This is a genomic window from Thalassospira sp. MCCC 1A01428, from assembly GCF_002115825.1.
Lineage (GTDB): Bacteria > Pseudomonadota > Alphaproteobacteria > Rhodospirillales > Thalassospiraceae > Thalassospira.
Genome location: NZ_JFJZ01000061.1, coordinates 1 through 19517, shown reverse-complemented (window position 1 = coordinate 19517; position 19517 = coordinate 1). Strand labels below are relative to the sequence as shown.

The following is a 19517-nucleotide window of genomic DNA, read 5'->3' as shown; positions in this document are numbered from 1 at the left end:
GTGGAGGCGGGTTATAGGCACCTATCGCCAACCTGTAAACACCTTTTTTGCGGAAACCGGTAAAAAATGTAAGGACGCAAAATATTAGCGCGGATATCCATATATATGTCACAAACAACCCCATTCAAGACGGACTGTGCGATTTTTCACCCGACCGGATTTTCATCTTCCTTTACGGATAATCCGGAACGCGACGTTATCGTTTCCTCCTTTGCGGCAAAGCGACCTGCTGGAGACTGTTTAATGCCTGATTTATCTGAAAAAGCGGGTTTTCCGAACCGGGAAAACCCGATTGAGGTTATCGATATGCATACCGGTGGTGAGCCTTTGCGCATTATAACCGGCGGCTTTCCGCACCTTATTGGCGACGATATTTTAGCCAAACGACGTTATATGCACGAAAACTTTGACCATTTACGCCAATTTCTGATGCTTGAACCACGCGGCCACGCAGATATGTATGGCGCCATCCTGGTAGAACCGTCACTGCCAGAGGCCGATATCGCAGTACTGTTTATACATAATGAGGGTTATTCGACCATGTGCGGTCACGCCATGATCGCCCTGGGTCGATATGCCGTGGATTATGGGGTGGTCCCGGTGATTGAACCTGTAACCGTTGTTAATATTGAATGCCCGTGCGGACTGGTGCGAACCGAAGTAAGCGTAAGAAACGGACACAGCCATAGCGTACAATTTTTGTCGGTACCATCATTTCTGTTTGGCCGTGACTATATGCTGAACCTTCCGGATGGAAAACAATTTAGCTGTGACATTGCCTATGGCGGTGCCTTTTATGCCCTGGTCGATGCCCGACAATTTGATCTGCCGATATTGCCATCAACCATCAATGAGATAATCAGTATTGCCAGACAAATCTGCATAGCGGTAAATCAAGTTGTTAAGCTGGTTCACCCTGACCATAACGATCTGGCATTTTTATACGGGGCCATTTTGACAGATGGAAACGACACCGATGCAAATAAGGCCACCACAAATATATGTGTGTTCGCCAAAGATCAGGTTGATCGTAGCCCAACCGGATCTGGTGTAAGTGCCAGACTGGCGGCTCAATATGCCAGGGGCCAAATCGGCCTGCAACAGCAACGCCAGTTTAACAGTGTCATTGGATCGCAGTTTACAGGGAAAGTAGCCGCCATAACACGATGCGGTGAATTTGACGCGATCATTGCCTGTGTTGGTGGAACAGCGCATTACAGTGGCCAAAGCCGATTTTGGCTGGATGATGGGGACCACATCGGCAAAGGGTTTAAGGTACGCTAAACCAGCACCTGGTAAGTGTACCTCGCCTTCCTTGACAAACCCGCTTTAGATGTTGATTGGAAACGAAAATCAGCTTTCATTCCCGGCGCGGGCAATGCGCAGGCATTCAATCAGGCTTTTACAAGAATCTGAAATATGTTGATCCAGCAAGGATACCGCAAGGGCAACATTCCCCGCACGACAGGCATCCAGAATATCATGATGTTCACGTTCCGCCTGTTCGGTCGCACCGGACAGGGCAAGCTGCGCACGGGTGAAACGTACCGTGTTATTTCCAATCGTACGAACAATTTCCAACGTCTTTGGCCGGTTAGACGCCTGATAAAGCCGTTCGTGGAACTGACGGTTTAATTCTCCCCAGCGGGCAATATCACCTGCACGCAAAGCCTCGTCATAGACATCAAGAATTTCCGTGGCAGCACGAATATCCTCCGCGCCCAGGCGTGGAACCGAATGACGCAACAATTCACATTCAAGCAACCGGCGAACTTCAAACAGCTCTTCGATTTCATCAAGTGATAATTGCGCAACAATGGCGCCCTTATGCGGTTGAAAGGTTACCAGTCCTTCGGCATCAAGACGTTGCAGAGCCTCGCGGACGGGAATGCGCGACACATTATATTCAGTCGCGATGGCATCCTGGCGCAATTGGGTTCCAGCCAGAAAATCACCGGACAAAATACGCTCGCGTAAATCTTCGGTAACCTGGTCAGTTATCGTCCGTCGGGTAAAGCGGGGGGATGCAACCATATTGTTTTGTGTCTATCTTATTGCCGTGGCCAGGATGGAAGGTTGCAAGGCACCCTTCCATTTGGATTAGTCATAGCGGCGCGACCGGTATGTGGCAATAAAATTACCAGCTTAACCTGGCCCGACGCACAAATTAATCACCCTGTCACGGCTCATTTAACAATAAAACCATGTGCATATGGGTCTCGGTCATCGATAAAAATGGTATTAAACCCATGAATACGTGCCCACCCCGCAACGGAAGGCACGATCGCCGGGTAATCACCTACCGTTGTATGCTCAACGACCGACGCTTCAAATTGCGATCCGATAATGCTTTCATGCGTAATTTTACCGTCAGCAGGCAAACGCCCCTGTGCAGAAAGCTGCGCCAGACGCGCAGATGTTCCCGTTCCACAAGGTGAGCGGTCAATCCCCTTATCGCCATAAAACACGGCATTGCGATGTGTGCTATTTAGTTGGGTGGGGACACCTGTCCACTGGATGTGAGACAACCCGTTAATTTCAGGGTGCAGCGGATGGATAAACGTCTCAATCTCGTTGAGACGGCGGCGGAGTTCGGGACTGATGCGCTGAAAATCTCCTACAGTGAAATCCGCCATATCACGGAAGTTTTCCTGAGGTTCGACTATGGCGTAAAAATTACCCCCATAGGCAATATCGACCTTTATCAAGCCAAGATCGGGACAGTCGACTTCAATCCCTTCTTTATAAAGAAATGACGGAACATTGGTCAGCCGAACATTTTCGACATATTCGCCAATCTGGCTATATTCGGCAATTACAAGCCCCGCAGGCGTATCAAGGCGCAGCACACCAGGTGTTTTCGGTTTAACAAGCCCCTGTTCGATCGCCATGGTAACCGTGCCAATGGTACCATGCCCGCACATGGGCAAACAGCCCGATGTCTCGATAAACAATATAGCAACATCGCAATCATCACGGGTCGGTTCATACAGGATAGATCCTGACATAATATCATGGCCGCGCGGCTCAAACATTAATCCGGTGCGGATCCAGTCATATTCGGCAAGAAAGTGAGCGCGCTTTTCGCGCATATTGACCCCCGTCAGACGAGGCCCGCCACCTGCAACGACCCGCACCGGATTACCGCAGGTGTGTCCATCAATACAAAAAAAACTATGTTTTGCCATGTCTGGCCTACTCCGCTTAAAAACGGTTAATGCGATAAGGGGTCATATCGAGGGTTGCGGGGTTGCCCGCCACCAGGTCAGCCAGCAACCGGCCGGTTGTGGCCGCCATGGTCAGGCCAAGATGGCCGTGGCCAAATGCGAAAAAGGTATTATCGTGCCGCGAGCTTGAGGAAATAACCGGCTTTGAATCCGGCATGGAAGGGCGAAAACCCATCCATTGCGTGCCGCCTTCATCGCGCAAGCCCGGCAAAACCTGCTGGCCTTTGGCAAACAGGGCCTTTGCCCGATCATAATTAGGGGCGGCCTTTAAACCGGCAAGTTCAACTGCTCCACCAACCCGAATACCCATCTCCATTGGCGTCAGGACAATGCTGTCATCTGCACTGATCACCATATGGTTAAGGGTAACGCCATGATACGGAACCGTTGTGTTATATCCCCGTTCGGTATCAAGCGGAACCTTGTTACCCAGACGAGAGGCCAATTGTTTTGACCACGCCCCACAACAAACCACCACCTTGTCAAAGGTAATATTATCGCCAATTTGATTGATGGCAGCGTGCGGGCGGCCATCACGATAAACAAAGTCCACAATTTCAGCCGTTTCAAATTTTCCGCCACGATCAAGAAACAGCTGATACAGGCCAGTCACAATCTTAAACGGGTCCAAAACACGGCCCCAGTTCTCCTCGATCACACCACACGTGAATATCGGCGCGAGATCTGGCTCCATTTCGTAAATTTGATCGCACGAAATATCTGTCAGGACGACACCATTTCGGCGGCGCAAATCGATAGAATAGTCCGCAGCACGACGCCCCTGCTGGGTGCGATAAACAGCCAGTGCTCCATCTTTAAAAACCGCGTCCTGTAATTTGGCATCGCGAATTAACGGTGCATAGTCATCCCAGGCGCAATGAAGCAAAGCAGCCAGTTCCGTGGCAATTTTTTCAACATTGCTCCGCCGGCCCGCGACAAGAAAACGCAACAACCAAGGTAACATTTGCGGCAAATAGGATAACCGCAACGATAGCGGGCCAGTCGGGTCCATCAACCAGCCAGGAACATGACGCAATGTGCCCGGCATCGATATGGGGGCACATTCTGTTGCCGCAATTCCGCCTGCATTGCCAAAGGATGTGCCACGTCCCGGTGCATCCCGGTCAGCCAATGTCACGACAAAACCTTGTTTTTGCAGGGAAAGGCCAACATTAACCCCGATAATACCGGCGCCAATAACAAGAACGTGCTGCGGCTCAGACATGATATTTCATCCGTTAAACATGCAAAGTGACCCGACAATCCGAAGCCCTGCCGAAATGCAATCACCGTCGCGAAATTACCGGCAGGGCTTCGTTATTTACAGGCAGGCAATCACACTGACGGGCGTGTGTCGATGGCCTTCCGGATGATTTTGGTAATGGTATCGCGTTCTTCCCCAACCAGCGTTAAACGGGGGGCACGAACATATTCCTTGCCAACGCCGGTCATGGCCTGTGCCAGCTTAATATACTGAACCAGCTTGGCATGAACATCCATGTGAAGAACCGGCGTAAACCAGCGATAAATTGCCAAGGCTTCGTTATATTTCCCTTCGGAAAGAAGTTTCCACAAACCGACCGATTCTTTGGGAAACGCATCGGTGAAACCGGAAATCCAGCCAACGGCACCGAGAACCTGGGTTTCCATAACCAGATCATCCATACCGCAGAACAGGACAAAACGGTCTCCGCAAGCATTATAGATATCCGTAATGCGACGCGGATCGCCCGAGCTTTCCTTAATCGCAACCAGATTCTTAACATCGGAAAGCTGATTGAATTCTTCAGGTTTAATGTCGACGCGATAGGCACCAGGATTGTTGTAAATCATGATCGGCAACGATGTTTTAGCAGCAACCGCCCGGAAATGCTCAAGATTTTCGCGAGTATCAGCGGTATAGATCATACCGGGCAGCAACATCAGCCCGTCCGCACCCAGTTCTTCGCATTTCTGCGCATAGGTAATAGCAGCCCGGGTTGTGGTTTCGGCCACACCGGACAAAACCGGAATTCGACCTTTGGTGAGATCAACAGCAAGTTTGAGAACGGCAATTTTTTCGTCCATCTCAAGTGCGGTATTTTCACCAACCGAGCCCAACATGACCAGCCCGTCAACACCGGCATCAATCAATGATTCGATTTGAGTGGCGGTCATATCATAGTCGATGCTGCCATCTTCAAACATCTGGGTTGCAACGGCGGGAAATACGCCAGTCCAGTTTACCTGCATGATCCAAATTCCTTTTTGTTGATGCGAGATCACACCAAACTGTGAGCCCGCCATTCATTGCCTGACATCACATATCTCATATTTGGATATTGTATACAATCGTAAAAATGCGGCCAATATTTATTGGCTGCCTTCCTTATTTGATAGCGCGGTTGTACGTCCACGTTCGATCAGGAAGTGCCAGCCTCAATTACAGCAAGGGTTTTCTGTACCACAACCGCATCACAAAGCTCTTCCTCAACCATTATACGGGCTTGTCGCCCAAGACGATAACGACGGGTATCGTCTTCCATAAGTGCTTCAATGGCATCGGCAAGCGCCTGCTGATCCAGCAAAGGAACAAGCAAGCCGGTTTCATTGTGTTTTACAATTTCCCGGCACCCGGGAACGTCCGTTGCAACCATGGCAAGGCCACACGCTGCGGCCTCAAGCAGAGATTTGGGTAAGCCTTCACGCCAGGAGGGTAATACCGCCAAATCAGATTGATTTAACAAAGCTGGAATGTCGCTTCTCCGCCCCAGCCATTCTACCAGTCCCTGTTGCTGCCATTTCTCAAGATCACTTACGGCCGCGCTATCCGGATTTGCAAGGTCGACATCACCGACCAACCAGACACGATAACGACGACCTTTCCTCTGAAGCAGGTCAATAGCGGCAATAAGTTCCCGCAACCCCTTGGACCACAACATGCGCGCCACAAAAATTGCGGTTTTCGGGCTTTGACTTTCATCCTCGCGAACAACAAGCTTGGGAATGTATTTTTGCAAATCAACCCCAGACCCTTTAATCAAAGACAATCGTGCTCCAGAGAAACCGAACTCACTAATTAATGCGTGATCGTCCCGGTTTTGCACAATGACCCCGACAGACGGGAAAAAGGCATAGATACGCAAAATAAATGAAATCACAGCCCGAACGAGGCGGGCTTTGCGACCATTGGAAACAAAAACAAAACCGAGACCGGTAACCATATTGACTGAATGAGAAACACCCGCCAGCAGCCCCGCCAGCACAGACAAAATAACACACTGAATGGCAATATTGACCACGACATCCGGTTTCTCACGTCGCATTATTTTCCATAGCGCACTAATTGTCGCCAAGGACGAAACAGGACTTAACCCGCCTCGTGCTATTTTCAGATCAATCACTCGGAAACCTTCTTCACGAAGGTCAATTGCAGCCTCGTTGGCGCGGCAAGCAATAACAATTTCCCACCCACGCATCTGAGCCGCACGCGCCAGCGCCAGGCGATGCGACACAAAATACCAATCCTCACTACAGACAAACAGCAGCTTTTTACGCTTTTTAGGAATGGCATTAGCGAATAAACGGGTCATTTTAGTTTCCGGACTGTGGCCTGTGCCAGATCATCAAACAAACAGCACATTAGGTTTTAATTTATATGCTGTTGCTACTGACGGTTTATACATCCGTCAATGACAGATCGACCCTCGTAAAACATTATGATTTAATTCAACAATCAAATCACATCCTTTACGGGTGAAACCGGGGGCAGAAATACAGCAATGACAACCATGCGCGCCTTATTACGATTTCCGGGTGAAAAGCGGATATCGGTTGCCGATTGCCCAATTCCGGCCCTGCGCCCGGGGTGCATACTGGTTCAAACCACCCGATCACTAATCAGTAATGGCACCGAGACAACCCAGAACCATGAAACCCGCCTGCCCCTGATTGCCAAGGCATGGCAACGCCCGGACCTGACGGCACAGGTTATTGATAAGGTCCGTCGCGACGGGATTACCGCAACCCGCCACGCCTTACAACATCAGCTGGACCGCCCCATTGCAGCAGGTTATGCAAGCTGCGGCATTGTTACCGCCATTGCCGCCGATGTTAAAGGGTTTGCGCTTGGGATGCGGGTAGCATGTGGTGGCATCAACCATGCATGTCATGCCGAATGGAATGTTGTTCCGCAAAACCTCGCCTGCCCGGTACCATCGGAAGTTACGGAGGACGATGCCGTTTTCACCACGTTGGCCAGCATTGCTTTACACGCGCTGCGACAAGGTGAAATCGGTATCGGCATGACAATTGCCATAATCGGCTGTGGGCTGATCGGGCAATTGGCAATTCAACTGGCAAGCTGCGCAGGCGCGCGCGCCATCGCGATTGACCCCGATATAACCCGGCGCAACCGAGCAACTGAAAATGGAGCTATCGCCACATTTAATAACGCCAATGCCCTTTCCGACCTCGCACTTGCCACACTAACCCACGATACCGGCTGCGACGCTGTCCTTATTTGCGCCCCGGACCCGAATGGCAAATTGATTGACGCTGCAACCCGCCTTTGCCGTGACCGTGCGATTATCGTTTGTGTTGGCGATGTCAAAGCCCAGGCAACCCGTAACCTTTTATTTCGCAAGGAAATAACCCTGCGACAGGTTAGGTCCTACGGCCCTGGCCGATATGATGACAACTATGAGCAGGACGGAGAGGACTACCCGGTTGGGTATGTACGCTGGACGATAAAACGCAACATGCGCGCGGTTCTTGATCTGATGGCGGATCGTCGCATTACACCACATACATTGATTGACGCCAGACAAACCCTTGAAGAAGCCGCAAAGCCACTATCAACAACCGCCACGCCACTGGCGACTGTAATTTCTTATGAAACAACATCTCCCCCACACAACCATATATCGCGGACGATCACAGCCAATACACCTGCGCAGCAAATACCTGAACAATATGCCACAAATCCCATATCCCTTGCTTTGATTGGTGCGGGTAATTTTGCCGGGGCAACCCTGTTGCCGGCATTAAAGTCCATTACTGATGCCAAAATTTCATATGTAATCAGCCCTGATGGTTTGGCCGCGATCGGGGCCTGTCACCGCATTCCAGACGCAAAACCGGCCAGCAATTACGACGAGGTGTTAAACGATCCCGCGCTTGATGCAGTTATTATTGCAACCCGCCATGACAGCCATTGTGCCCTTGCCACCCGGTCATTGGAACACGGCAAACATGTGTGGGTAGAAAAACCATTGGCAATAAATATCGCCCAACTGGAAACACTGGAACAAGCAGTATCCCGGCATCCTGACCGTATTTTAATGGTTGGCCATAACCGCCGTTATGCCCCGTTCACCACGATCATGGACAGTCACCTGCCCAACGGCCCGAAAAATTTTACCTATAATGTTCGTTTATCGCCGTTAACCGCCGGGCATTGGCTTCATCATCCTGCTCAAGGGGGACGCGCAATTGGCGAGGTTAGCCATTTTATCGACGCAATATCTAGACTCGCAAAATCACCCCTGACCGACCTGCAATGTCACTGGATTAACCGTGCCACGGGCGACAGTATTTGGAACATGTTATTTGCCGATAACAGCCACGCCACCCTGCATTATGCGCACGGCGGCACAAAACGGGACGCCAAGGAAACCCTGCACATCACAGCACAAGAAACGACCATCACCCTGACAGACTGGCATCGATTGATAATTGATAAAGCAGGCAAAAAAACAACACATAAAACCGGCAAATTATGGTTAAAGGCGCCGCAAAAAGGCCATGCACAGGCCCTGCAATATTTTATCAACCGCATTCAAAAGATCGAAAAGCCCTCCACGAGCGGCGGCCACCCAACTGCTGCAGATGACATCAGATTATGCCGCATGATCCTGACAGCGGCTTATGGCACGCCAGCATAAAGAACCAACAATGGCAGTGTGATGACGCTGATGAGCGTGGTAATCAGAATGGTAGTCGCAGAACGATCAATACAAACCTGATAATTCCCGGCCAAAATTGCCACATTGGCTCCGGCAGGTAAGGCCGCCATAAGGGTTACTACGGTTAACCACAACGGCGGTAAATCGAAAATGAAATAAGCGACAGAAAACACCAGAAGCGGCTGAACAAACATTTTGGCACAGGTGCAAATCAGGCTCGCCTTCAAATTCCCGCGCACACTTTGTCCATATAACCCGCACCCTACCAGCAACAAAGCCACCGTTGGTCCGGCGACACGGAAACGTTCAAACGTATTATTAACAATTTCAGGTAGCTTCAATCCGATCAGCGATGCCGCAACACCGGCAATAATGGCAATAATAATTGGATTTTTCAAAACCCGAATCATACTGCTGGCAACATTCGCCAATCGGGTTTCACCCGACGTCCGGCTACCTTCAACCAGAAAAATTGTAATGCCCAAAAGCGTCAACGGATGGATCGCCAAAACGATCAAAAGTGGCACCAGCCCTTCTTCGCCATAAACAGCCTGCACCAACGGTATGCCCAGCAACACCACATTGGAAAACACCCCGCCAACAGCGGTAATGGCTGCTTCGTCATTTCTGGCATTCAGGGTAAAGCGCGCTGTAAAATACACCAGCGCATAATTTAACAGCGCCCCGCCATAATAGGCCCCCCACAGGCGCAAATCGAAATGAGCGCGGATGTCAGACTGTGAGAGAGTTTGAAACAGCATCGCCGGAATGAAAACATTCATCGCAATCCGTGCAAGAACAGGGATACCCTCGCGCGATAAAATGCGGGTTCGCATCAGTAAATAACCGCACAGGATCGTCAAAAAGACGGGCCCAACCTTACTGAAGATCAAATCCAGCATATATCCCCCAAACGCAACACCAGGCTGCGCATCACCCCGTTTATCAACAGAACGTCGTTACTGCTGCACAAATTAAAGGCGACACAGCAACTGTGCCGCCTGATTTTGCAGATATTACAGGGGGTTTTATGTTCTGACCAGTCAGCTTGACGCAACCCTAATCGTCGTCACTGCGCACTCTCTCAACCGCGTCCTTCCAACCGGCAAGGGCATGATCCCGCTGGGGTTGCGCCATTTTTGGTGAAAAACGCGCATCAAGCTGCCAACGATTGCGGATTTCTTCAAGGTTCGCAAACATCCCAACCTGCAACCCGGCAAGTGATGCAGCCCCCAAAGCTGTTGTTTCGGTAATTTGGGGTCGTTCCACATCAATCGCCAAAATATCGGCCAGATATTGACAAATCCAGTCATTGGCCACCATGCCACCGTCAACCCGCACAGCCTTGGGGGCTACCCCATCGGCAGCCATGGCTTCGAACAGATCAAAGGTTTGATAACAAACACTTTCAAGGGCCGCGCGAACAAATTCACGTGGTCCGGTATCGCGGGTTAAACCAAAAATGGCGCCGCGCGCATCGGCATCCCAATAAGGCGCACCAAGCCCGGTAAAGGCTGGAACCATATATACGCCGCGGTTATCGGCAATATCCGCCGCCAACCCTTCGGTCTCTGCCGCCGATTTGATAATACCCAGTCCGTCACGCAACCATTGCACCGCCGCACCGGCAACGAAAATTGCCCCTTCCATCGCGTAACTTATCTCGCCATTCAGGCGGTATCCAATGGTGGTTAACAAACGATGTTGCGATGTTACGGCTTCTTTACCGGTATTTAAAATAACAAAACAGCCCGTACCGTAAGTGCTTTTAATCTCGCCAGGGTCAAAGCAGCATTGACCAAAAGCAGCCGCCTGCTGGTCCCCGGCAATGCCGGAAACCGGAATTGCCGCCCCGAACAGGTCGGCATCGGTAACACCAAAATCAGCCGCGCAATCCTTTACATCTGGCAGCATCTGACGGGGTACCCGGAAAATATCACACAGTTCCGTATCCCAACGATCCTCGCGAATATTGTAAAGGTTGGTGCGGGCAGCATTTGTCGCATCCGTTGCGTGCGCCTTTCCGCCCGTTAAGCGCCATAACAAAAAGCTGTCCACCGTGCCAAAGGCCAAATCCCCCTGCTCTGCCCGCGCACGTGCACCGGTTACATGGTCCAGTATCCAGGCAATTTTGGTGGCAGAAAAATACGGGTCAATCAACAGGCCGCTTTTGCCATTAATGTGCTCTTCCAGTTTCGGGTCCTTGTGGCGTAAATCACGACACAGGGCGGCTGTACGGCGATCCTGCCAGACAATAGCGTTATAAACGGGTTTCCCTGTTTTGCGATCCCAGACAATGGTGGTTTCGCGCTGATTGGTAATGCCAATCGCGGCGATGCTATGCACGTCAATATGAGAGATCGCCTCCCGGCAGGTTTCAACCACCGTATCCCACAAATCTTCCGGATCGTGTTCAACCCACCCTGAATTTGGAAAATGTTGGGGAAATTCGCGCTGCGCCACAGCAACCGATTTGCCATCACTGTTAAAAATAATGGCACGCGAACTGGTTGTTCCCTGATCAATGGCAAGGATGTATTTTTTATCTGACATTTCGTTCCTCCCGGTGCGTCAGCCATCAGACATCACGTTGCAGACCGCGCACATTCAGTTTTGGTAAAAGTCAGATAACATCAGCATTAAGTCAAGAAATTTTCATTATCCAACACAAAAACACATTTTGAGTTCGTTGGTGAAAATTTTTTAACATTGCCATCTATCAACGTCACCTGTCGCGGTGTTTGACAATTTTAGCAAACTGATCAATCAGTTACAGTTCATGAAGCAGGAAAAGCCAAATTTTATGATTGTGGATCTGGTTTACGGCACACGACCCAATATCATCAAGGCTGCTGCCCTATATGCCAAATGGCAGGAAACCCGCAATGAATGGCCGTTTGAATTACGCCTGATCGATACCGGCCAACACTGGGATAATACCCTGTCTGCGGCGCAAAGCAGCATTCTTGGCCTGCCTGCCCCGGCCTTCAATTTGCACATTGGCACCCTTCTGGAAGACGCCGATCATAGATCGACAATAGCCCGCCCCACCCGGCGCGAGGCAACCATTATTGCGGCAAGGCAGGCTTATGATTCATTACTGATCTCTGCGCCACCAGCTGCCACAATTACTATTGGCGATGTTAACGGATCGGTTGGCATCGCACAGGCAGCGCATCAGCATAACATCACATTATTTCATCTTGAGTCGGGCTTGCGAGGCGGAACCGATGCCAAAGCCGAGGAAGCCAATCGGCATGCGCTTGACCATTTATGTGATTATTTATGGGCACCGGACGAAATTGCAGCAGGCAATTTAACGGCAGAGGACATTCCACAGTCGCGTATCACCGTCACAGGTAACATCATGATTGATGCCCTGTTACGGTTTGCGCCACACAATGAAGAAACAGATACCAAACACCATTCACGGCCCGAATACTTACCCCAAAACGTTGAAATTCCAGCCGTCCTGGTTACCATTCATCGCGCTGAAAACGTTGACGACCGAGCCCGTTTTAAACGTATTGTTCAATCAATCCATGAAATTAGCCAAACCTGTAAAGTCATCTGGCCTTTACACCCACGCACGAAACAAATGCTGGACCAAGCCAACTTAACATCGCCGTTTGAAGCAATCCCGCCAAACCACATCCAGTTCTTGCCATCCCTGCCATATCCGGCCTTTATGGCGCACCTCAATGCTGCTTCTGCGGTCATCACGGATTCTGGCGGGATATTGGAAGAATGTGCGTATCTGGGCAAGCCGGCTGTTATCGTGCGCCCGCAAACCGAACGCGCACACGCCATGGCACATTGCGGATTTCACCATTGCGATCCGGCAAACATCGTCACCAACCTTAAGCAGGCATTATCCCGCACCCCTGCCCTTTTTCGCCCCAAAGGATGGGATGGCAAGGCTGCAAACCGCATGTTGCATGATTTATCAAAAAGACTGCAAAACCTGCCTGCCTAACCGGCACATAAATTGCTTATTTAATTACTAATTCAACCATGTATGGCAATTTTTACCGGGATAAAGCCATGTCTGCATTTCAATCTGTCTCAGGACTAATCGGAACACAGAACCAGAACACCAATAACTCTGCCAAAGGAATTGTCGCTTCGAGCAGCACCGGATACAGCACAAAATCCGATGACACGGGGCATTCCGCCGAGGTCGAGTATATCCGGGAACATGGCTTTACGGCCTATGTGAAGGAAATCGAAGAACAAAAAATAAAGGAAATGCGCGACAAGATTTTACAATCGATGGGCCTGGACGAGGAAAAACTTGCCGCCATGCCCGCCGATCAGCGTGCCGCCATCGAAACTGCTATTACCGAACGCATCCAGCAACAACTAAACGTTGGCACAATTGCCAACCAGTCCGACGAAGACGACGATAAATCGGGCATGAAAAAGCAGGACCAAAACTTGGCGCAAATGTCATTTGATCCGAAAATGTATGCAGTTCTAACCATGATGCAGGAACAGGACCAGCGCAGCGCGGCACAAATGGAGAACCAGCCTGTTGATGCGAACAAACCCGCACTTAAAACCGGCACCTGGTGACACGGCCCTGACCCCGAATATTAAAACAGATAAAAGGCCCAAACGACGTTACCGTCCGGGCCTTTTATTATGCGAAATCCGGCTAAATGGTCACCAATCAGGCGTCAAGACCACCCATGCAGACATATTTGGTTTCAAGATAATCTTCCATGCCGTATTTGGAGCCTTCACGCCCGTTCCCGGACTGCTTATAGCCGCCAAATGGTGCAACTTCGGTTGAAATCACACCCGCATTCACACCGACGAGACCACTTTCAAGCCCTTCGGCCATTTTCCAAATCCGGCCAATGTCGCGGGAATAGAAATACGAGGCGAGGCCAAACTCGGTATCGTTCGCCATTTCAAGCACTTCATCATCGGTTTTAAACCGGATCAACGGTGCCATTGGGCCAAAGGTTTCTTCACCAAAAACCTGCATGTCGCGGGTGGCATCCACAATTACGGTTGGCTCAAAAAAGGTCCCGCCCTTGTCATGGCGTTTACCGCCCGTCAGAACACGCCCACCTTTTTCAAGCGCATCCTTAACGTGGCTTTCCACCTTCTGAACAGCCTTTTCCGTAATCAGCGGCCCAATTTCAACACCATCTTCGGTGCCATTGCCAACTTTAAGCTGGCTAACTTTTGCCGCCAGTTTTTCAGCAAATGCATCATACACGGCATCATGTACAAAAATGCGGTTGGCACAAACGCAGGTCTGCCCGGTATTGCGATATTTCGATGCCATTGCCCCTTCGACAGCAGCATCCAGGTCGGCATCTTCACACACAATAAACGGTGCATTGCCACCCAGTTCAAGACTGACTTTTTTGATGGTGTCCGCACACTGGCGCATCAACAACCGACCAACTGGCGTCGAGCCGGTAAAGGTCAGTTTACGGACAATATTGCTTTCCGTCATTTCCAGGCCAATTTCCTTGGCATCGCCCGTAACAATCGAAAGCAATCCTTTGGGCACCCCGGCCCGTTCAGCCAACACAGCCATTGCCAGTGCCGAATATGGTGTTTCGGAAGCCGGCTTAACCACCATCGAACACCCGACGGCCAATGCCGGTGCAGCCTTACGTGTGATCATGGCAGTTGGGAAGTTCCATGGTGTGATGGCCGCGCACACACCAACAGGTTCCTTTAACACGACAATGCGTTTATCGGCAGCAAAAGTCGGGATTACATCGCCGTAAACTCTTTTGGCTTCTTCGGCAAACCATTGCAGAAACGACGAACCATAGGCAATTTCTCCGCGCGCCTCATTAATCGGCTTGCCCTGCTCGGCAGTCATTAATTGAGCCAGATCTTCCTGATTTTCCATCATCAGGTCGTACCATTTCATCAAAACGCCGGCACGGTCCTTGGCGGTACGTTTCTTCCACAATTTCTGGGCTTTTTCTGCCGCTTCAATCGCCTGTTTGACGATATCACGCCCCAAAACAGGAATGGTTCCCAACTTTTCCCCTGTGGCGGGGTTGGTAACATCTTCGGTTTTGCCATCAGCAGCATCTATCCACTCACCAGCGACATAAGCCTGTTGACGAAACAACGACGGATCCTTGAGCGAAACCATGTTTCCTCCTGATATTTTGAAAAATCAGAGCACGAAACGGCCCTATTTGATGATCGATATGTGACGCGGTTTTAACCGGCTTTGCAACCCAAATTGCACCGATCATGCTGAAAATACATATCGCTAAAACGCTACAGGCCAGGCCCGGTTCCAGAAACAGCCCAAAATAGCCGAACACATCACGGCAATACGTCACCCCGCACCAATAACCATATCGCGTATTACCGTCCCCCACATCCGCCTCTAGAGGTAGAAAAAGGAACTAAAACATGTTAACCATTGGGAAATATGGGGATTTTGGGGATACCGGAACATGAATTTCAGCCAGTCGCGTAGATGGGCAGCACCACTGCTTGCCTTTGCACTTTTATTTATTGCAATCAACAATGCCAACGCCGACGAAATGACAGGGCGGCAAATTCTGGACGAAGTTTCATCACGCCATGATCGGCCCTATGAAACAGAAAACCAGACCATGACCCTGATCGATAATCGCGGGAACACCGAAGAACGTACATTACGCCGCTACGCCCGCGAGTGGGACAATGGGCTTTATCGTTATTTACTGGTTTTTGATCAACCAGCCGGAGTTCGCGGGGTTGCTTTGTTAACCTGGCAAAACCGTGGCGCAAGTGATGATCAATGGATCCACCTTCCCGCCTATGGCCGCGAAATGAAACGATCTGCCGATGGTGGAAAACGCAACTATTTTATGGGCACTGATTTTGCGTTCGAGGATATGACATCGGAAGATCGTGACAAATTCAAATATGAACGCCAACCCGATGAGACCGCCGAACTGAAAAATCAGGACGGAACAGTTGTTGATACCATCGACAGTTACGTCGTAGATGCCTACCCTAAAGACAAGGAACTGGCCGCTGAAACGGGCTATAAGTACCGTCGTCTTTATATCAGCAAGGACCGTTTTTATATTCGCCGCATCGATTTTTACGACCGTCGCGGTCGTTTCCTGAAAAACCAGTACGCCTGGGACATGGAACAAATCGAGGGCGACACATGGCGGGCCAACACCGTACTAATGGATAACGCCAGGGAAAAACACCAAACGCTGGTTCATATTCAAAACCGCGATCTGTCAGAAAATGCTGTGCCGGAACGTATGTTTGAACAACGCTGGGTCACAAGCGGCCGCCATTTACGCCAATAAACACATACCCACGTCAATGAATACGTAATGGTTACAAACACCAGGGGCTTTGTGACCACTACTTGCCGGTCGGGTTCGTATCGATACCAATCCGGCCATTTTTCCTATCAAACAAAATGACATGTGCTGATCTGGTTTTATCAGTCACCGACACATGACAGGCTAGGGTCACAACCATCAAGATACATGGTGCGATGATCCTTTGCGCAACGGAAGGGGGGATCTTTCGTGCAAAATTTCCTGACACTGGGGGTTCGTCATCGTGCCCTGACTGCATTGTTTATTGCAGCAATCACACTTGCTTGTGGTATGGGACTGAACAAACTTCGCGTCGATACCAGCTTCGATAGCCTGATCAGCGACAGTGATCCGACCAAGGTGATCTATGAAAAGATCAAACAGGAATTCGGATCCGACAATACCACCATAATTTATGTCCGGGCGTCTGACCTTTGGACAGAAGACCGCATTTCAGCCCTTCAGGAAATGCATTATGCACTGGAAGACCTGCCTTTTGTCGAAAGGGTCGATAGTCTTTTCAATGTGCGCAGCATTCGTGACCAAAATGGCATGATACAGTCTTCGACCGTACTGGACGGGGTGCCATACGATGATGTCGAAATGAAAGCAGCCCACGACAACGCCCTGTATTCACCGTTGATTGTAGGCAACTTTATTTCCAAAGACGGCAACGTAACCGCCATAAATGTCAGTATTGTCAAAGACCCTGACGATCCCGATTTTGACCGTAATGCGTATCTGGCAATTGAAGACGCCATCAAACCCTATCGCAGCGCATTTGACGAAGTGTTTCAGGTCGGCCCCCCCCGGGTTAATCAGGATACCGAAACAAACCTGTTTGATGATCTAGCGCTGCTTATACCGCTGTCACTAGGCGTATTAACCGCCACCATCGTTTTGTTTGTGCGTAGCGCATTTGCACCGATCATTCCCATGATCACATCGGGAATCAGCCTGGTGTGGGCTTTTGGCCTAATGGGCCATATGGGCATTCCAATCAATATTCTATCCGCAATGGTTCCCTCCCTTGTCATAGTAATCGGGTCTACCGAAGACACCCACATGCTGGCCGGGTATCTAAGCGGGCTAAAACATGGCCAGGCCCATACCGTCGCCAGTGAAAAACGACGCCTGGCAACCCTGTTTCTAATTCGACATCTGGGTTTGCCCCTTATTTTAACGTCGGTCACCACCACATTGGGCTTTGCTGCAAATGGCCTGGCCGATATGTCGCTGGTACGCGACTTTGCCTTTGCCGCCTCGGTTTCAATTGCCGCTAACGGCATTATTACCCTGCTGCTGGTGCCACTGATTTTGTCTACAGTTGGCCCGTTACGCAGCCGCCTGCACCGCAATGAAGATGCCATTTCGTCCGATACCGGCAACCAGGAACACCACATTCGCGGGCCTGTCGCCACTATCCTTAAATTCTGCCGGGCGGCGGCCGGACACCCGCGCACGGTAATCGGTATCACCATACCTGTTGTCATTATCTTTGGCCTTTTTGCCCTGCAAACCAAAGTTTCCAACGACCCCATCGCCGCTTTCAAATCCTACCATCCGCTGGTCCAGGATGTGAACAAACTGGCCGATACGCTGTCGGGCATGGAAATATTTTATATCAATCTGGAATCCTCAAAACCCGACGCTTTCAAGCAACCTGAAAACCTGCAACGTCTGGCTGATATCAAAAAATATATCCTGGCCGATGGCCGGTTTGATAACGCGCTGTCCATTGCCGACCATCTGTCACTGGTAAACCGCGAATTTCATGGTGGGGACCCGGCCATGATGATCGTTCCGGACAGCGAAGCGCTGGTTGATCAGTATTTGTTGTTTTTTCAGCGATCTGATCTCGAAAACTATGTCAGCCACGACTTTCAACGCGTTAACATCGTTGTCCGCCACAACATCCATAATAGCCACGACCTGAAAATGGCCGTCGCCGACCTTGACGCCAGGGTCCGCGCCATCGCTGGCCCGGATTTACGGGTTGATCTGGTCGGGCAGAACCTTATGATCAATAACGCTGCCGAAGACCTGATAAAGGCACAGGTTCAATCGGTTGGTTTATTGCTGGTCGTAATCTTCATCATGATGTCACTGGTCTATACTTCCACCATTGGCGGATTGTTGTCGCTTATCCCCAACATCATTCCCATCGTGATCGTCTTTGGCATCATGGGAATGTTTGACATCCCGTTAAACCCCGGCACCGCAACTGTGGCTGTAATCGCGATTGGCATCGCCATTGATGATACCATTCATCTTTTATCGTCCTATGCCCATGAAAGCCGCTTAACGGTTGATCGCCTCGAAGCGGTGCGCCGCACCGTAAGCAGCCAGGCGATACCCGCCATTTCAACATCCGTTGCATTAACGGCCGGTTTCATTGTGCTGTTATGGTCCAATTTCACCATTCTGGCCCAGTTTGGCGGCCTTTCAGCCATCGCCATGATCGCGGCCCTTGCCGCCGATCTGATCATTACACCGGTTCTGCTATCCTATGTCCGGCTGGTTGGCCTTTATGAAATCCTGTCGCTTAAAGTTGGCAAGGATGTGCTGACCAAAAGCCCGCTTTTCACCGATATGAGTTCCTATCAAATCCGCAAGGCTATCCTTCTTGCGGAAATGGTTGAATTTAAAGCCGGTGACCGGCTGGTGGGTCAGGGGTCATTAGGCCGCGATATGTATCTGCTGTTACAGGGCAGTGCCGCCGTCACTCTCGAAAACGAAGGCCGTACAACAAGACTGGCCACACTTAACGAAGGTGCTGTTCTTGGTGAACTTGGTTTTGTTCAGGAACAGGAACGCACCGCAAATGTCGATGCGCTAAGCGATGGCGAAATGCTGTTGTTCAATGCCGATACCGTCCGGCGCAATATGCGGCTTTACCCGCATATTGCCAGCAAGCTGAACCTCAACATTGCCCGCATTCTCGGCGCGCGTTTGGCTGAAACTTCCCAACGACTTTCCCAATTCGATCAGGAGAAGGAAGTTTAGGCTCAGGACCTATTAAT

The 19517-nt window shown here is 50.4% G+C and carries 14 protein-coding genes; 6 read left to right on the top strand and 8 right to left on the bottom strand.

The genetic code is table 11. The features are described from left to right. Window positions 1-243 precede the first annotated feature (243 nt). Complete coding sequence (locus tag THS27_RS23880; RefSeq protein WP_246833092.1) at window positions 244-1284, top strand: proline racemase family protein; 1041 nt, start codon at window positions 244-246, stop codon at window positions 1282-1284. A gap of 69 nt (window positions 1285-1353) precedes the next feature. On the opposite strand, the gene THS27_RS23875 is transcribed toward THS27_RS23880, so the two are convergent. The 5 genes from THS27_RS23875 to THS27_RS23855 form a co-directional block, all read right to left on the bottom strand. Further along, the gene (locus tag THS27_RS23875; RefSeq protein WP_085595183.1) at window positions 1354-2034 is read right to left on the bottom strand and encodes a GntR family transcriptional regulator; all 681 of its coding nucleotides are present in this window, start codon (window positions 2032-2034) and stop codon (window positions 1354-1356) included. A gap of 152 nt (window positions 2035-2186) precedes the next feature. Continuing rightward, window positions 2187-3188: a 4-hydroxyproline epimerase gene (locus THS27_RS23870; RefSeq protein ID WP_085595181.1), complete on the bottom strand. Its 1002-nt coding sequence runs from the start codon at window positions 3186-3188 to the stop codon at window positions 2187-2189. A gap of 16 nt (window positions 3189-3204) precedes the next feature. Beyond that, a complete protein-coding gene (locus tag THS27_RS23865; protein ID WP_085595179.1) occupies window positions 3205-4452 on the bottom strand; it encodes an FAD-binding oxidoreductase in 1248 nt (415 codons plus the stop codon). A gap of 110 nt (window positions 4453-4562) precedes the next feature. Beyond that, on the bottom strand, window positions 4563-5459 hold the full coding sequence (locus THS27_RS23860; protein ID WP_085595185.1) for a dihydrodipicolinate synthase family protein: 897 nt from the start codon (window positions 5457-5459) through the stop codon (window positions 4563-4565). Window positions 5460-5629: 170 nt separating this feature from the next. Further along, window positions 5630-6799, bottom strand: a complete 1170-nt coding sequence (locus tag THS27_RS23855; RefSeq protein WP_085595177.1) for a glycosyltransferase family 4 protein — start codon at window positions 6797-6799, stop codon at window positions 5630-5632. A 189-nt stretch (window positions 6800-6988) separates the two neighbouring features. Between THS27_RS23855 and THS27_RS23850 the strand changes: the two genes are divergently transcribed. Further along, window positions 6989-9151, top strand: coding sequence for a bi-domain-containing oxidoreductase (locus THS27_RS23850; RefSeq protein ID WP_085595175.1), 2163 nt, complete (start codon window positions 6989-6991; stop codon window positions 9149-9151). Here the strand turns inward: THS27_RS23850 and THS27_RS23845 are convergent. After that, window positions 9133-10074, bottom strand: coding sequence for an AEC family transporter (locus THS27_RS23845; RefSeq protein WP_085595173.1), 942 nt, complete (start codon window positions 10072-10074; stop codon window positions 9133-9135). The two genes, THS27_RS23850 and THS27_RS23845, sit on opposite strands and share 19 nt — an antisense overlap. A gap of 157 nt (window positions 10075-10231) precedes the next feature. After that, window positions 10232-11725 (bottom strand): glycerol kinase GlpK, encoded by a 1494-nt coding sequence (glpK, locus tag THS27_RS23840; RefSeq protein WP_085595171.1) that lies wholly within the window; start codon window positions 11723-11725, stop codon window positions 10232-10234. A 250-nt stretch (window positions 11726-11975) separates the two neighbouring features. Between glpK and THS27_RS23835 the strand changes: the two genes are divergently transcribed. Together THS27_RS23835 and THS27_RS23830 are read left to right on the top strand one after the other, a co-directional pair. Next, window positions 11976-13148 carry a UDP-N-acetyl glucosamine 2-epimerase gene (locus tag THS27_RS23835; protein ID WP_168184991.1) on the top strand — a complete coding sequence of 391 codons (1173 nt, stop codon included), beginning with the start codon at window positions 11976-11978 and terminating at the stop codon, window positions 13146-13148. Between the two features lie 68 nt (window positions 13149-13216). After that, a complete protein-coding gene (locus THS27_RS23830; protein ID WP_139835725.1) occupies window positions 13217-13747 on the top strand; it encodes a hypothetical protein in 531 nt (176 codons plus the stop codon). A 97-nt stretch (window positions 13748-13844) separates the two neighbouring features. Here the strand turns inward: THS27_RS23830 and THS27_RS23825 are convergent, their stop codons facing one another. Further along, window positions 13845-15305 (bottom strand): NAD-dependent succinate-semialdehyde dehydrogenase, encoded by a 1461-nt coding sequence (locus THS27_RS23825; RefSeq protein WP_085595165.1) that lies wholly within the window; start codon window positions 15303-15305, stop codon window positions 13845-13847. 313 nt (window positions 15306-15618) lie between these two features. Between THS27_RS23825 and THS27_RS23820 the strand changes: the two genes are divergently transcribed. Continuing rightward, a complete protein-coding gene (locus THS27_RS23820) occupies window positions 15619-16476 on the top strand; it encodes an outer membrane lipoprotein-sorting protein (protein ID WP_085595163.1) in 858 nt (285 codons plus the stop codon). 228 nt (window positions 16477-16704) lie between these two features. Next, window positions 16705-19500 carry an MMPL family transporter gene (locus tag THS27_RS23815; RefSeq protein ID WP_085595161.1) on the top strand — a complete coding sequence of 932 codons (2796 nt, stop codon included), beginning with the start codon at window positions 16705-16707 and terminating at the stop codon, window positions 19498-19500. Window positions 19501-19517 lie beyond the last annotated feature (17 nt).

Excerpts from the sequence above, each read along its gene's own strand:
- THS27_RS23835 (WP_168184991.1), top strand. The coding sequence starts at position 11,976 with ATGATTGTGGATCTGGTTTACGGCACACGACCCAATATCATCAAGGCT.
- THS27_RS23850 (WP_085595175.1), top strand. The coding sequence starts at position 6,989 with ATGACAACCATGCGCGCCTTATTACGATTTCCGGGTGAAAAGCGGATA.
- THS27_RS23830 (WP_139835725.1), top strand. The coding sequence starts at position 13,217 with ATGTCTGCATTTCAATCTGTCTCAGGACTAATCGGAACACAGAACCAG.
- THS27_RS23855 (WP_085595177.1), bottom strand. The coding sequence starts at position 6,799 with ATGACCCGTTTATTCGCTAATGCCATTCCTAAAAAGCGTAAAAAGCTG.
- glpK (WP_085595171.1), bottom strand. The coding sequence starts at position 11,725 with ATGTCAGATAAAAAATACATCCTTGCCATTGATCAGGGAACAACCAGT.
- THS27_RS23880 (WP_246833092.1), top strand. The coding sequence starts at position 244 with ATGCCTGATTTATCTGAAAAAGCGGGTTTTCCGAACCGGGAAAACCCG.
- THS27_RS23865 (WP_085595179.1), bottom strand. The coding sequence starts at position 4,452 with ATGTCTGAGCCGCAGCACGTTCTTGTTATTGGCGCCGGTATTATCGGG.
- THS27_RS23845 (WP_085595173.1), bottom strand. The coding sequence starts at position 10,074 with ATGCTGGATTTGATCTTCAGTAAGGTTGGGCCCGTCTTTTTGACGATC.
- THS27_RS23825 (WP_085595165.1), bottom strand. The coding sequence starts at position 15,305 with ATGGTTTCGCTCAAGGATCCGTCGTTGTTTCGTCAACAGGCTTATGTC.
- THS27_RS23875 (WP_085595183.1), bottom strand. The coding sequence starts at position 2,034 with ATGGTTGCATCCCCCCGCTTTACCCGACGGACGATAACTGACCAGGTT.
- THS27_RS23870 (WP_085595181.1), bottom strand. The coding sequence starts at position 3,188 with ATGGCAAAACATAGTTTTTTTTGTATTGATGGACACACCTGCGGTAAT.
- THS27_RS23860 (WP_085595185.1), bottom strand. The coding sequence starts at position 5,459 with ATGCAGGTAAACTGGACTGGCGTATTTCCCGCCGTTGCAACCCAGATG.
- THS27_RS23820 (WP_085595163.1), top strand. The coding sequence starts at position 15,619 with ATGAATTTCAGCCAGTCGCGTAGATGGGCAGCACCACTGCTTGCCTTT.